Annotated in this window: 10 protein-coding genes; 6 read left to right on the plus strand and 4 right to left on the minus strand. The window is 42.3% G+C overall.

Annotation, left to right across the window (positions count from 1 at the left end; translation table 11 throughout):
• Positions 1 to 13: 13 nt before the first annotated feature.
• From NO992_RS07440 to NO992_RS07450, 3 genes are all read left to right on the plus strand, one after another.
• Positions 14 to 1,219 carry an EAL domain-containing protein gene (locus NO992_RS07440; protein ID WP_371375700.1) on the plus strand — a complete coding sequence of 402 codons (1,206 nt, stop codon included), beginning with the start codon at positions 14 to 16 and terminating at the stop codon, positions 1,217 to 1,219.
• Positions 1,220 to 1,265: 46 nt separating this feature from the next.
• Positions 1,266 to 2,468 carry a response regulator gene (locus NO992_RS07445; RefSeq protein WP_371375706.1) on the plus strand — a complete coding sequence of 401 codons (1,203 nt, stop codon included), beginning with the start codon at positions 1,266 to 1,268 and terminating at the stop codon, positions 2,466 to 2,468.
• A gap of 121 nt (positions 2,469 to 2,589) precedes the next feature.
• A complete protein-coding gene (locus tag NO992_RS07450; protein WP_371375709.1) occupies positions 2,590 to 3,465 on the plus strand; it encodes a GyrI-like domain-containing protein in 876 nt (291 codons plus the stop codon).
• A gap of 103 nt (positions 3,466 to 3,568) precedes the next feature.
• On the opposite strand, the gene NO992_RS07455 is transcribed toward NO992_RS07450, so the two are convergent.
• Both NO992_RS07455 and NO992_RS07460 read right to left on the minus strand, forming a co-directional pair.
• Complete coding sequence (locus tag NO992_RS07455; RefSeq protein WP_371375712.1) at positions 3,569 to 5,980, minus strand: TonB-dependent receptor; 2,412 nt, start codon at positions 5,978 to 5,980, stop codon at positions 3,569 to 3,571.
• 534 nt (positions 5,981 to 6,514) lie between these two features.
• Positions 6,515 to 7,417, minus strand: a complete 903-nt coding sequence (locus tag NO992_RS07460; protein ID WP_010375269.1) for a sulfite exporter TauE/SafE family protein — start codon at positions 7,415 to 7,417, stop codon at positions 6,515 to 6,517.
• A 255-nt stretch (positions 7,418 to 7,672) separates the two neighbouring features.
• Here NO992_RS07460 and NO992_RS07465 point away from each other — a divergent pair, with 255 nt between their 5' ends.
• The 3 genes from NO992_RS07465 to NO992_RS07475 all read left to right on the plus strand — a co-directional run bounded on the left by NO992_RS07465 (position 7,673) and on the right by NO992_RS07475 (position 12,637).
• Positions 7,673 to 9,940, plus strand: a complete 2,268-nt coding sequence (locus NO992_RS07465) for an aminotransferase class V-fold PLP-dependent enzyme (protein WP_371375714.1) — start codon at positions 7,673 to 7,675, stop codon at positions 9,938 to 9,940.
• A gap of 267 nt (positions 9,941 to 10,207) precedes the next feature.
• Positions 10,208 to 10,369, plus strand: coding sequence for a DUF2256 domain-containing protein (locus tag NO992_RS07470; RefSeq protein ID WP_082086233.1), 162 nt, complete (start codon positions 10,208 to 10,210; stop codon positions 10,367 to 10,369).
• Between the two features lie 105 nt (positions 10,370 to 10,474).
• Positions 10,475 to 12,637, plus strand: coding sequence for a TonB-dependent siderophore receptor (locus tag NO992_RS07475; RefSeq protein WP_017218176.1), 2,163 nt, complete (start codon positions 10,475 to 10,477; stop codon positions 12,635 to 12,637).
• 61 nt (positions 12,638 to 12,698) lie between these two features.
• On the opposite strand, the gene NO992_RS07480 is transcribed toward NO992_RS07475, so the two are convergent.
• Together NO992_RS07480 and ltaE are read right to left on the minus strand one after the other, a co-directional pair.
• Positions 12,699 to 13,205, minus strand: a complete 507-nt coding sequence (locus NO992_RS07480; RefSeq protein WP_371375718.1) for a hypothetical protein — start codon at positions 13,203 to 13,205, stop codon at positions 12,699 to 12,701.
• Between the two features lie 87 nt (positions 13,206 to 13,292).
• Positions 13,293 to 14,303 (minus strand): low-specificity L-threonine aldolase, encoded by a 1,011-nt coding sequence (gene ltaE, locus NO992_RS07485; RefSeq protein WP_253105662.1) that lies wholly within the window; start codon positions 14,301 to 14,303, stop codon positions 13,293 to 13,295.
• Positions 14,304 to 14,402: the final 99 nt, after the last annotated feature.

Here is a 14,402-nt window from a genome sequence, read left to right on the forward strand (position 1 = left end):
AGGCCTAGTATGTATGATAAATGAAAAGCACCTTATTATTGCGATTGATGATAGCGAGCTTATTCTTACGCAATTGCAATTGTTGATTTCTAACCAGACACCATGCACTTTTAAAGGGTTTAACAGCGGCCTGTCTGCATTAGGAAGTCAAGAGCTCCATCAAGCTTCCCTTATTTTGCTTGATATCAACATGCCGCAAATGGATGGTGTAGAAATATTGCGGAAATTCGCCGAATTAAGCATCCAAGCACCTATCGCATTACTAAGTGGCGAAAAAGGCCTATTCATCAAAAATACTGCAGCACTGGCTGAGCTTCATGGCCTCACCATTATATCTAGTTTAGAAAAGCCACTCTCTGCAACCAAACTAAAAGAACTTTACAGTCAGCTCCAGTCTCAAAATACATCCACTAAGTCCCAACACGCACTACAAAACTATAGTAAAGATGAGATCTATGAGGGGTTATTGCGAGAAGAGTTTTGTGCTTATTTCCAACCAAAAGTCGCCAGTCCATCCGGTGCAATTATTGGCGCAGAAGTACTTGCAAGGTGGCATCATAATACCGATGGCACAGTGCCACCTTCACAGTTTATCGCGACAATGGAAGAGCATAATCTTATTCATTTGCTTTCATATAGTTTGTTAAAACAAACCTTGTCCTTGCTTAGCTATAATCGAGATATTCTTAAAGCGCTTCAGTTCAGTATTAATTTGAGCGTTAAAGAGCTAGAAGACATAAAACTCCCAGAAAAACTCGAGTTCATTTGCGAAGAGTATTGCACACCCACCTCTCAAATCACTTTAGAGCTAACTGAAAGTCACTTGTTGGAAAACATCAAGCGCGCGCTTGATGTTTTGCTGCGTTTAAAACTTAAAGGCTTTAAGCTGTCTATTGACGATTTTGGTACTGGATATTCTTCTATTAAGCAACTTAACGAGTTGCCGTTTGATGAACTCAAAATCGATAGATGCTTCGTTGATGGCTGTTCAACGCAACCCAACAAACGCGTCATTATCGCGAGCACCTGTGAGATGGCTCACCAACTTGGACTAGAAGTCGTCGCTGAGGGTGTCGAAGAGGTTGAAGATCTCGTCGTTGTACAGAGCTACGAAGTAGAATCAGTTCAAGGCTATTATTACTATCCACCGTGTACGCCATCAGAGTTTTTGCAAACTGTCTCAGAATCCGCATTGCAAAAGTCTCATTCTAGTAAATAATTAAAATTAATGGGCTGTGTTGTACTCTCATAGTCAGAGGGAATCTATGCATAAAAAAGACGTTGAACACGCACAACGACATCCAAAAGTGATTATTATTTGCGACGATCCAGCTGAAATGACTGGCGTTGTCGATATTGTTGCTTCTCAAGTCAATGAATACCGTACTCTCACTAGTCATAAAGAAGTAGCAGAGGTGCTAACTGAGTCTCCACCTGGTGTCATCGTTATTGCTCGAAAAACGGTAGCAAAAAGTGTCGAAATCTATAGCTTGCTCGCTAAGCACGGCCTACTTAACTATGCTCATGAGAATATTTTGCTGTGTGAAAATAAAGAATCAGGCGTGGCCTTTCGGTGTTGTATGAAAGGTATTTTTACCGATTATTTTGTCTACAAACCTATGTATGAGAACTACCGATTTCGTATGATCCTACATAATGCCTTGGTTCGCACAGAAGGTACATCTGAAGTTGCCAAAATCAGAGAGGAACATTTTGGTCGCATAGATGACAAGCTAAAGCAATTGATTGATGATGCAGCCTTGTATCACCAAAAAGCGGATGAGACGCTACAAACGGTAAGACGTAATCTCGATAATGAAAAAGGGATTAATAAAGTTCAAGATGACTTGCTAAATGAATTAAAACAAAAACATTTATCACCACTGTTGGATGAATTAGAACATCAGCTTGCCGAGAGTGTTCATGAATTAACGAAGCGATTAAAAGACAAACAATTCTCTATCGCTGAGCTTACTGCATTGCTGAGCGAAAAAGACAACTCTAAGTGCGCGCAATTAGCGCAAAATGTATTGCCAGTAGGTGATACCGGTGAGGTTGATGTCAGCGAGCCAAAAGCGCTTGAAACCAAGCAGGAAGAAGTAAAAATAATGGTGGTGGAAGACAACGAAATTTATCGAGAAATGATAGCCAAGATCCTACGTGATGAGGGGTATAAAGTAGATTGTGAAACCAGTGGGTTAGGTGCTATAAAAACATTGAGAAAGCATAAGTTCACCATGGTATTTATGGATTTATTTATGCCAGAGCTTGATGGCTACAATACAACCAAAAATATTCGCAATATTCCACATTGTAAAAAACTTCCTATCATTGCGCTAACTAGCAATAAAAACAAAGATATAATCAGAAAGTGGGCGTCTTTGGGGCTCACAGGGTACATCACCAAACCGTCTACCAAATCATCTATTTTAAAAGCTGTGGAAAAAGCACTTACGGAAAACCAATAAGTTGCGTAAAGTACAAATCAGCAAACATTATCAAATCGAACTCTGCCATGATAAGCCATATCAGCTCTGACGTAAGTTTCGGAGTTGTAATTGGCCGCATAAACCAACAACGAAGTGAACGATGACTAGAAAAGCAACGACCCTGAGCCATTACACTACTCGCTTAAATACTGTTATTGATTACATCTATAACAATATTAATCGCGAACTTGATGTGATCACGCTTGCTGATCAATGCCATATGTCGACTTATCACTTTCACCGTGTTTATCGCTCAATCGCAGGGGAAACCATCAATGCAACCGTGAGAAGAATGCGACTACATGTTGCCGCAGGTATGTTAATTCGCACCCAAGACTCCATTGCAAAGGTGGCTGAGCAAACCGGCTACGCAAGTATAGAAGCGTTTAGCCGAGCATTTTCTCAACGATATAAGCAACCACCTAGCCTATTTCGCCAACATGAACAGGCCAAGGCAAAAGGCTGTGCGGCCGAATTTTATATCATTAAGGTAGATGAGGATTCGAATATGTTTAATGTAGAAATAGGCAGTAATGAGCAAATGATGTTAATCGGACTTGAGCACCGTGGCGATTACATGCAAATCGGTCAAGCATTTGAGAAGTTAAACGTACTGGCGCAGCAGCAAGATTTATTAGGTGAAGATACGCGTTTCTTTGGTGTGTATTTTGACGACCCAAAAACCGTCGAGGAAAGCAAACTGAAATCAATGGCAACAATTTTAGTGCCAAAGACAACAACATCTCTCCCAGAGGGGTTTTGTGAATTCGCCATTCCACCGGGCAAAACAGCTAGCCTACTTTACCAAGGTGACTATGCTTCTCTTGAAACGCCTTACGAGTATCTGTTTGGACAATGGTTACCTAACAGTGAGTTTGAACCTGCCGATGTGCCTGTTATCGAAGAATACTTAAATGATGTTAGAGATACACCACCACACGAGCTTCTCACTCGTATCACTTGTTACATTAAATAACTGATTTTTTATCCTGTTCAGGGATTAACTAATCTAAACTTAACTAAGCATCGACTGCTTAGAAAGAAAAAGGAGGGACTTCCCTCCTTGTTCTTTGTGAACCTTAGAACCTATAGTTAAAGCTCAACTTAGCATTACGCTCGTTGCCAGGCGTACCGCCTAAGAACAATGCTTTACTGTAATAGCGCTCATCAGTTAGGTTTTCAAGGTTTAGCTGAATATCGAACTGTTCAGCATCGAACTTAATCGCAGCATCCCAGCGAGTATAACCATCAATGGTTGCCGTAGGCAGACCGAAAGAAACAGAGTTAATTGTTCGTTCACTCTCATAGTTAATGCCAAGACTGTACTCTAACGCCCCCTCAAACCAATCCACGGGTTGAGTATATTTAACCCACGTGCTGGCAAACTTTTTCGGCACGCCTTTCATTTGACCTGAGCGCTCATTCGAACGGATCTCAACCGCATCTTGATAGGTTGCGTTCATATTCACACTAATTTGGTCGTTCAATGCTAAATTTAAGTCAAGTTCTACACCTTTTGACTCGTCTTCATCATCGAAGAAATAGCGTGGAACACTCACATTGTAGTCTTCACCAGGCTGCTCGTTATACTCAGGGTTGTTATACATTAGGTTTGTGCGTTTAGTTTCAAACCACACTAATGACCCCAATAAATCTTCGTCAAACGCAGTAAAACGCACACCAATATCTAACGTTTCAGATTCCGAGTCAGGTCTGTTTTTACGGTTCGCATCAGCTTCATTTTCTAGGCTACCCAGTACACTGTATGCAGTACGACCTTTTGCCATATTTACAAAAGCAGAAAACTGAGAAGTCATTTGATAATTCAAGCCAATATTATACGTCATACCAGCATCATCAGTGTCCAGCTCTTCACTCTCTTCAGGTGAGCGGTCAGTCCCTAAATGCTGATATTTTTGTTCAACGCTAGTATATGCAAGGCCAGCACGAGCAGTTAGTGCATCAGTGATATACACCACTTCTTGTGCACTAATGCCATACGCCGTAAGTGTTTTATCGTAGTTACTGCGTAGCGATGGGTTATAATCCTCAAATTCGCCTGTCGGCCAGTTTGGCTCGCGAATATCTAAGATATATGGAATTGAGCCCTTACCATCTGCATCATATGCAGACCAACTTTTTAAGCGCATATCACGATTTTCATAGTTAACGCTAACTAAGTGCTCACCGCTCAAAGAACCCATATCCCAAGTTAACTGTAAATCAGCAAAGTACTGCCACGTTTTTTCGCTGGCAACTTGACGGCGATACTCTTGACGGCGAGCTGCATAAGGATATAGCACATCATCAATCACAAGCGGGGCTCTTGGGTTTGCATTGATCACACCATTGCGCTCCCAATAAACATAATTATAAGCACCTGTTTGGCGAACAAAATCCGAATCGTAACTACGCCATAATATCTGCTGGGTTAGCTTTGAGCTGCGATTTAAGTACCAATCGTGACGAAGCTTTATCCGTAACTCTTCACCTTCATTAGGACGAGATAAAGGAGAAATAAGATTCCCATCGCCAAGATTGAAAGGCTTTAAGCCATCGCCAATACGGATTGACTCAGCAAGTTGCGCGCGCTGTTCATCATTCAGTTGTACACCTAACCACTTACCTTTCTCAGCATCATATTGTGGGTCATTTGGCAAGCGATCAGCTGTAACCAGTCCTGGTTGCCCAGTAATGCTATCCCAGTTAATAATCCGTACAGGATCACCAATTGAATCTACTTGTTGCGAATCATCAATATAAGCCGTTGAAAGTAAAAATGAGTGCTCACTGCTTGGGTCGAAACGCAGGCTTGCATAGATTTCGTCTCTATTAGATTCTAGATCTCGATAGCCGTCGCTACGCTCATGGTTTGCAACAACACGGTAGGCAAGCTTGTCAGTAATTGCATCTGTAAAATCAACGCCCAAGCCATAAGTATTCCATGCGCCCACTTTACCGTTAATTGCAAGCGCTTGTTCAAATTGTGGCTTTTTCTCGACTAAGTTAACTACACCACCAGCTGCACCAATACCATAAAGGCCTGTAGCAGGACCTTTTAACACTTCAATACTTTCGATGTTGGTTAAGGAGCGTGTTGGGTTAAAGCTGTTACCTAAGTCAGCACCACCATACATACCATCATAGGTATAGTTTACGCCTAGGCCACGAACCATTAGCGAATCACCAATGCCGTAGTTATTACCTGCCTGAGATAAACCACTTACGTTGCGTAGTGCTTCTTGTAAAGTCGCTGCGCTTTGCGAATCTAGTAGCTCTTTGTCAACAACAACAACCGCTGCGGGGGTCTGCATAAGATCCATATTAGACTTAGTTGCAGTTCCAGATTGCAAAATAATTTTATTGTGTTTGCCGTAGACACTGATTTTTTCTATGTCTTCAGAAGCAAAAGCCGCTGTGCTTGTACCTAGTAAAGCTAGCTTAACCGCAACACATGAGGCGGAAAGAACAGAAGAGCGAGAGTATTGCATTTTTTAACTCCAAACTACGCAATTGGATCTTTTTGAAATAGCCACGAATACCTATTTCAGAAAATAATTTATCAGAGAGGGAGCGAAGTTTAGCAAAACAATAGTAATGATAACAACTATCATTTACATTTTAAATTTGTAAAATTTTTTGCAATACACGCAAAGATGATAATAAAGTGTAACGGATGGATATTTTTATTTAGCGAGCGTAATCTAACTTCGTTATTTCCTCGCTGCGCGGCTTACCCAATTTTGTAAACCGCATTAGGGCCTGTTGACCTTTGCTGTTTGATTTTTGTTCTCCTGAGTGTATTTTGGTCGCGACGCTCGACTTGCCGCCTAGTAATCTAGGCAAAAGTTGAGCAACAATGAACAAAACGCACTCAGGTGAACCCAAAGGGCAGCGCTTGATTGGCATTTCTACTGTGTTATCGCCTGACTCACATAGAACAACTATGCTACACAGGCTCTGCCTTGTATAAATACCAATCAAACTGCTGCAAAAACAAACTTGAAAGATAAACAGGCCCTAGATTAAAACAATCCTAGCAGCGTCGGATATAACTCATAACAGGTAAAGCTCACTTCAAGCCCAATCAAGACTAAAAGAAAACTGACCAAATGCCCTACTTTTACTTTTGAACAAACATAAGCGCCTAAGGGGGCACCAACGACCACAATCGGTATTGCCGCTAGCAAATAGCCATTTATTTCACTGGTGATCGTATTGAGGTGCCACGCATTGATGCTACTTCCAATCAATGAGGTAAACGTCATCACCACGACAGAGGTTGCAGTCGCCTTTTTCACATCTGCATTATAAGCAATCACCAACAAGGCAAAGAGTGCGATATCTGCACCCGACCCTACCAATCCACTCGCTATACCTCCAATTAATGCTACGACCATAAAGCGTAGCATTTTAGGTTGGATAAACTCACTGCTAGGTTGATGATGTGCCTTACGCCACCATCTCAAAATCAGTGTTAGTGCAAAGCAGAGCAACAAAAAACTAAAAATAGACTTAACGAGGAGCCTTGGTGCTAGAGGTGCGATATATAATAGGCTGAGCGTTACACCAAGCGCAGCCATTGGCAACGCCATTAAAATAACGTTTTTATATACCGGAATTCGGCGACAGAAAATGGTAATGGTCGCCGCGGTCATACCAAAGCTTTGTATCGCCAGAGAAAATACCTTGGCAGTAGCGGGATCTATGTCTAATAATTTAGTCATCACAGGAAATGCAACAGCGCCACCACCTAATGCCGTTCCACCTGCCACAAACGATCCCAACGCCATGGTAAGCGCAATATGGGATTCACTGATAATTTGGCCAAGCGCCTGATAAAAGCCTTGTACCCAGATCAACGTAGCGTACACACCCAGTGTAAAAAATAACGGCCACATTGTCGGTTTTGTTATTCGTTGCAACATCATTCATCCATTACTCTAAGAGCCTTTCCTTACCATTTCGGTTACCTTGCTCGCCTTGCCTTTGAGCGAACGCAATTAAACATGATGAATACATTTTTTTCAAATTAATTTTACATTAAACATCACTCTATCTAGTCTGCAAGAAACACATCCTCAATAGTTGAAACGTACGCCTATCTCCCTTATTATAACTATAAATAATTACTTATTACTTTTTGTTATATCGGTAATTTGCTTATACCCAAAGGCTCAGTCATGACAGTAGAAACGGTGTTACCTCAAATATATCTAGATGCTAATGCAACAACCCCTGTATTAGAGCAAGCAGCAGACGCAGCATTGGTTACCATGAAAACCATGTTTGGCAACCCCAGCAGCAGCCATATTACAGGCCTTCAAGCGAAGCAACTGATGGAGCACACTCGTCAAAAAGCACGTGCTGTTTTAGGTTCTGGTCATGGTCGAGTGATCTTCACCAGTGGCGCAACCGAGGGCATCCAGACCGGCATACTATCAGCCCTTTGTGAAGCAAAAAAGAAGATACAGCCAAATAAAAAATATACGCTACTTTACGGGGCAACTGAACACAAAGCGGTGCCTGAATCACTCAAACATTGGAATCAAATTTTAGAAATTAATGCCGATGTCAAAGCCATTCCAGTTGATGGTGCAGGTAATCTGGATTTAGCGTTTATCGCAAATGAAGTGCCTAATGCGCTAATGATTTGCACTATGGCTGTTAATAATGAAACTGGTGTATACCAAGACCTGAACAAATTAGAAGAAGTAATAAGAAAGCATAATTCAGATATTTTTTGGATGGTTGACTGTGTGCAGGCGCTGGGCAAACGCAGCTTAAACCTAGCAAGAACAACAATTGACTACGCACCTTTTAGCGGCCATAAGCTCTATGCACCAAAAGGCATCGGTTTTGTTTATATTCGAGAAACCGCACCGTTTACGCCATTTATTGCAGGAGGCGGTCAAGAGAGCGGTTTACGCTCAGGAACAGAAAATTTGCCTGGCCTTGCCGCACTGAATGTGATTTTTGACGAACTGCTAAAAGAAAATGACAGCCAATTTGCAAGCGTAGATAAACTACACGATTTTCGAAATCAGCTGACACAAACGCTTAAAGATGCGTTCCCGACAATTGTATTTAATAATCAATTCAGTAATAGCGTTCCAACTACACTAAACTTTGCAATTCCGGGATTTAGCTCAAAAGAAATCATGGATTTGTTCGACGCAGCAAACATCCGTGTCAGCTCGGGCTCAGCGTGCAGTTCAAAGGTAACGCGCAGTTTTGTGCTAGATGCCATGGGACTCCCTGCATGGCAAAGCGAGTCGGCTATTCGACTGTCTTTTGGTCCTGCCACAACCCAAACTGAAATAGACGCGGCGTGTGAGCGCATTCTCCATTGTGCTCAGGCACTCGGTCACAGCTGTCTCATGCAAGCGGCGAATGGCGTTAACAATAAAGAAGCGCTTGACGGTCTAGTACAATTCAAAGTGGGTGGTGCATGCTGTTGGCTGTTTGCAGATAAGCAGTCAAAAACGGCGATTATTATCGATCCACTTCCTGAGCTGGTAGAACGTCTTAATACGATACTGGAATGCCAACAGCTAACACTGCTCGCTGCGCTTGATACACATGGTCACGCCGATCACGAATCGAGTCGAACCGCACTGAATTTACCAAAGCAAGCATGTGACCATTTAGGCTGGCCTACTCAAGCTACACAAATTGAATTTAAAGGCCAGTCACTCGAAGCGCTAGCTATTGGTCACTACCATCTTGCAAAACTAGCCACCCCAGGACATACCGAAGATAGCGTCACCTTTATGCTATTGGAGCAACAGCAAGTTGAGTACACCATTAGATACGTTTTTTGTGGTGATCTTATCCTGATGGGAGCGCTAGGTAGAACCAACTTCTCCACCAGCTCATCAAAAGCGATGCTACACAGTATTCAGCTACTTGCTCAGCTTATCGAAACCGATACTTTGTTATGTCCAAGCCACGACTACAACAATGAGTTTGCAACCACCCTAGCGGCAGAGTGTAATCGTAATTTACTATTAAATAGTGTGCTTCAACATGACGTTGCAGTTGATATATTCGTCGAGAAAAAGGCACAAATAGACAAAAACATTGTTGATGAGGCTGGCAGCGAGATCATGTGTGGTGCAACGGTTTGTAATAAAAACCAATTTGAACTGCACGAGTACACCGCAACAGAGCTCAATGCTCACATCGCTAACAACGAAGGTGTGCTGTTAATTGATATACGTGAACCGCATGAATATGCCCTAAACCACGACAGAGCATTTGATCAAAATGTGCCCCTCACCCGCCTTACTGACTTTATTTGCAAACATAGTCAAGACAAGTCGAAAGAGTTGGTGTTGGTGTGTCGCAGCGGCAGCCGTTCACAAGTTGCCGCACAAGCGCTGGCGAGACTTGGCTTTCATAATATCGGACATTTAAAAGGAGGGTATGCACTCATTCCATCAGCATAACCTTTACCGTTTCCTTTCTAAAGCCCCTACAGCGCTTGCTATGGGGCTTTTTTGATCTCACTTTTTATCACTACCGTATGAATACTAAAATAACTAATACCAACTCGCTTAATTAAGTGATCTATTTTGAGGCGAGAAAATCTTGTCGATAACCAGGCGAAAATTTTGCTATTTAGTTGTTCTAAATGAGAAATTTTTAACGCAGTTAGCGTCAGATTTGCTCCGTCAAATTGAGCAAGTATTAAGACTAATTGGTATAAACCTTAAATGGCTCATAAAAAACCAAATCTACCTTATAAAGTATGCCCTATTTGCAAACGTCCGTTTTATTGGCGGAAAAAATGGCAAAGAGATTGGGAAAACGTTAAGTACTGCTCAAAGCGCTGTGCTGCTGAGCGTCGCTCAAATATAAGGCACATCAATACGTAGTCTAGAATAAAGCTTTGTAATATTTGCAAATTACAGAACAATAATATTGATAATCACTCTCATCTACAATATCATTTGCGCAAACTTAGATCATAGGGATTAATCATGCGCTCATTTAAATACAAATATCCAAGCCTTATTGCCAGTGTTGCACTAGCGTTGTCTTGCTCCGCAATTGCACAAGAGCAAACCAAACAAGATAAAGACGACATTGAAATCATCGAAGTTAGCCCAAGAGGTCTGATTTCATACGTTAGTGCTACTGCGTCAAAAACAGCAATTCCTATCGTCAAAACGCCAGTTTCAGTTTCTGTATTAACAGCGCAACGTATTTCTGATTTAGGTGCAGAAACGCTGCAAGATGCGATTGGGTATGTTGCGGGTGTTTATAATGGGCCATATGGCGTTGATACTCGAGGCGACTGGTCTAAAATTCGTGGCGTCGACCCCTTACTCTATGTTGACGGCCTGCAAAAACTGTTTGGCAATTACAACAACACGCGTACTAACCCTTATGCGCTTGAAAGCGTCGAGATTTTAAAAGGCCCTTCATCAGTACTTTACGGACAAGGGTCTACAGGTGGTATCGTCAACGCAGTATCAAAATTGCCAAAAGCAGACACTGAAGGTGAGATCTGGGCACAAGTGGGTAACTACGACCGTAAGCAACTAGCACTTGATTACAACACCACATTTGGTGAGCAGCAAGAGTATCAAGCACGTGCTGTTGCCATGTATCGAGACAGCGGCACGCAGACCGATTATGTTGATGACAACACCCTGATGCTTGCACCAAGCTTTAGCTGGCTTGCTTCAGATGAAACTAAAATTACCCTACTTGCCAATCTTCAGAGAAATGAATCAGGCTCTTCAACGCAATTCTTCCCGCATGAAGGCACTATTCTACCAGCAAAATATGGCCAAATTCCCAGTGAGCGTTTCGTCAGCGAGCCAGGCTGGGATAAATATGATACTGAGCAACAAGCGATCACCGCTATCGTTGAGCACAGCTTTGATTTAGACACACATATTAAGTTCTCCGGTCGCTACAGCGATAGTTCATCCGAGTACCGTACCATTTATTCTTGGCCACCAAAATTTGAAGCTGACAAACGCACTGTTAAGCGTATCGCCAGCCTCACCGATTCAAGTGCACGTAGTGTGACGATGGATCTTCAATTCCATAAATATTTGGAATTAGATGCGGTTAAATTCACTATGGTATCAGGTGTTGATTACCAAAATGCGGATACTGATTCTGATCGCGGCCGCGGCGTTGCAGCACCATTAGACTTATATAACCCAGTGTATGGACAAAGCACTGAGTTACCAACTGCGGTTGTCGATAACCCTGAAAATACGCTAAACAACAAGCAGCTTGGTGCTTATGCGCAAGTTACTGCAGAAGTAAACAGCTGGGTACTCAATGCGGCACTTCGCTATGATGACGTTTCAAATCAAGTGCAAACAACAGGTGCAATCAAGAATAGTCAGAATGCCACAACAGGTAGGATTGGTGTGCTTTACCAGTTTGAGAATGGCATAGCACCCTATGCTAGCTATTCTGAATCATTTAAAGCTGTATTTGGACAGAAACCACAAGGTGGCGCATATAAACCGCTTGAGGGCGAGCAAGTTGAACTTGGCTTGAAATATCAGCCAACGGGTACTGAACACCTTATCACTGCTTCTATATTTGAAATCAAAGACAAAAATCAAATACGAAAAGTGTCCCCCGAATTTGAAGTACAAGACGGTGAAATCGCGGTAAAAGGATTCGAGCTTGAAGCCCAGCTTGAATGGCAGCACCTTGATATTTATGCGGCATATTCTTATTCAGATACGGAACAAGACGTTTCTCCGCTGTCACCTACAGAACTCTATATAGCACAGGACTTGGTTACGTTAATCACAGATGATGCTCAGCTCTCAGCAACACCAAAGCACTTAGCTTCAATTTGGGCGACATACCGCGCGGACGAATGGCTTCCTGGGCTTAAATTTGGTGCCGGTATCAGACATGTGGGAGAAACCTACGATGGCAGTCGTACAGTTGAACTAAACGGACAAACACTACATCAGCAATTAGTGACCGACAACTTTACGCTTGTTGATATGATGATTGGCTATGACATTGAACAATATCAATTCAGTTTGCAAGTTGATAATGTCAGCGATAAAACGGTTATTACCAGCTGTTTGTTCCGTGGAGACTGTTTCTACGGACAGCGTAGAACTATTAGTGCTAACGTAAAGTATAAGTTTTAACGATTAAATTATAAGAACTAAATCGCCCTAGAATCGAGACCAATGGTAATAGGGCGATGACTTAAAACTGATAGCTAAAAATTAAACTGCCATCAGCGCGATCAACGTTATGTCTATCACTTTCACCATAACCTGCAACCAATTTAACCCGCCAACCTGGTTGATTGATACTGGTAAAATAGTAGCTATAACTTACACCGATACCATTTGTCGTTTCACTATCAAAGAGGTCGATAATTGGCTCAAAAATACCACATGTAATATTATCATCGTCTTCACATACGGGGCCCACATCTCTTGCTCCCAAAGCCCCTAACACCACGCCTATCGCATGTTTGTTATTGTCAGACACCGCTTTCTCATAGCCTACAGAAAACCCATCGTCCAGACCAATAAGATAATTTCCATACCATCGACTATTACTATCGGCTTGTGGAAGAGACAGTTCAATTTGACCAAAAAATGGATAGCCAGTACCAGCAGAAAAATCGACCGAATTGGCAACACTTGCGGTGCTGATTAGCAAAGCAGAAATACCAAAAGTGGCCTTTATCAACGAAGAGAACATTAAATTTTCCTTGTTTAACTTTCGCACAAAACTAGCAGTAATCGTTCCCAAATGAAATACATTCGATGTAAAGAAGTGTAACATCTATCACATCAACAAATTAGTGAGTTCTGTTATTAGCTTATCCACATCGGCGCGGCTCACCCCCATATGCGTCACAAATCGCATGCCTTGATATCCTGGAGTGATATTAATGCCCTTAACCTTTAACTGCTTTGCTGCCGCAAAAAGATCAATGCCAGCTTCCACTTCAGCGAAGATAATATTTGTCTGTACCAAGTGCTTGCATGGCTTAAACCCAGGCAGTTGCTCAAGTTTTTCAGCTAAATATTGCGCGTTTTGATGATCTTCCTCGAGACGCTCTACATTATGTTGCAAAGCATAAAGACCAGCCGCCGCGAGCATACCCGCCTGACGCATACCACCACCAAGCATTTTTCTAAGCCTTCTCGCTTTGTCTATCAATGCTTTATCACCAAGCAATAAAGAGCCAACCGGCGCACCAAGTCCTTTAGATAAGCAAATAGTAAATGAATCAAAATGCTTTACGATTTCTGTGATATCAACCTTTAACGCGACTGCAGCGTTATAGACTCTTGCACCGTCAAGGTGAAGTTTTAAGCCACGCTCATCACACAGCGCTCTGGCTTGTGCGATATATTCTAGACTTAATACCTTGCCACCAATGGTGTTTTCTAAACTAAGCAGCTTAGTTTTCGCAAAATGAAAATCATCAGGTTTAATTGCTTGTTTAATTCTTTCTAAGCAAATACTGCCATCGGCCTCGTTTTCTAGTGGCTGCGGTTGAATAGACCCAAGCACAGCCGCACCACCCGCCTCAAATTTATAATTGTGCGCTTGTTGGCCGCAAAGATATTCATCCCCTCTTTCACAGTGGCTCATCAGTGCAAGCAGATTTGCTTGCGTACCTGAGCTGGTAAATAGCGCAGCCTCAAAACCATGACGCTCAGCCGCAAACTGTTCAAGTGCATTTACTGTTGGATCATCACCATAAACATCGTCACCAAGCGGCGCATCAAACATGCTTTGTTTCATGGCGGGGGTCGGTTGCGTAACCGTATCAGATCTAAAATCCATCAATATTATCCTTGTCAAAAGAGGAGCACACAGCATAACTGAAAAACGCGCATTGAAGTATAAAACAAGATGACAAAGGGAGTTGTTCACTCCCTTCAA

It is taken from the genome of Pseudoalteromonas sp. DY56-GL79, from assembly GCF_041414765.1.
Lineage (GTDB): Bacteria > Pseudomonadota > Gammaproteobacteria > Enterobacterales > Alteromonadaceae > Pseudoalteromonas > Pseudoalteromonas piscicida.

Bases quoted from the DNA above. Each gene is read 5' to 3' on its own strand.
- ltaE (WP_253105662.1), bottom strand. From the start codon at position 14,303: ATGGATTTTAGATCTGATACGGTTACGCAACCGACCCCCGCCATGAAA.
- NO992_RS07450 (WP_371375709.1), top strand. From the start codon at position 2,590: ATGACTAGAAAAGCAACGACCCTGAGCCATTACACTACTCGCTTAAAT.
- NO992_RS07465 (WP_371375714.1), top strand. From the start codon at position 7,673: ATGACAGTAGAAACGGTGTTACCTCAAATATATCTAGATGCTAATGCA.
- NO992_RS07470 (WP_082086233.1), top strand. From the start codon at position 10,208: ATGGCTCATAAAAAACCAAATCTACCTTATAAAGTATGCCCTATTTGC.
- NO992_RS07455 (WP_371375712.1), bottom strand. From the start codon at position 5,980: ATGCAATACTCTCGCTCTTCTGTTCTTTCCGCCTCATGTGTTGCGGTT.
- NO992_RS07460 (WP_010375269.1), bottom strand. From the start codon at position 7,417: ATGTTGCAACGAATAACAAAACCGACAATGTGGCCGTTATTTTTTACA.
- NO992_RS07445 (WP_371375706.1), top strand. From the start codon at position 1,266: ATGCATAAAAAAGACGTTGAACACGCACAACGACATCCAAAAGTGATT.
- NO992_RS07480 (WP_371375718.1), bottom strand. From the start codon at position 13,205: ATGTTCTCTTCGTTGATAAAGGCCACTTTTGGTATTTCTGCTTTGCTA.
- NO992_RS07475 (WP_017218176.1), top strand. From the start codon at position 10,475: ATGCGCTCATTTAAATACAAATATCCAAGCCTTATTGCCAGTGTTGCA.
- NO992_RS07440 (WP_371375700.1), top strand. From the start codon at position 14: ATGATAAATGAAAAGCACCTTATTATTGCGATTGATGATAGCGAGCTT.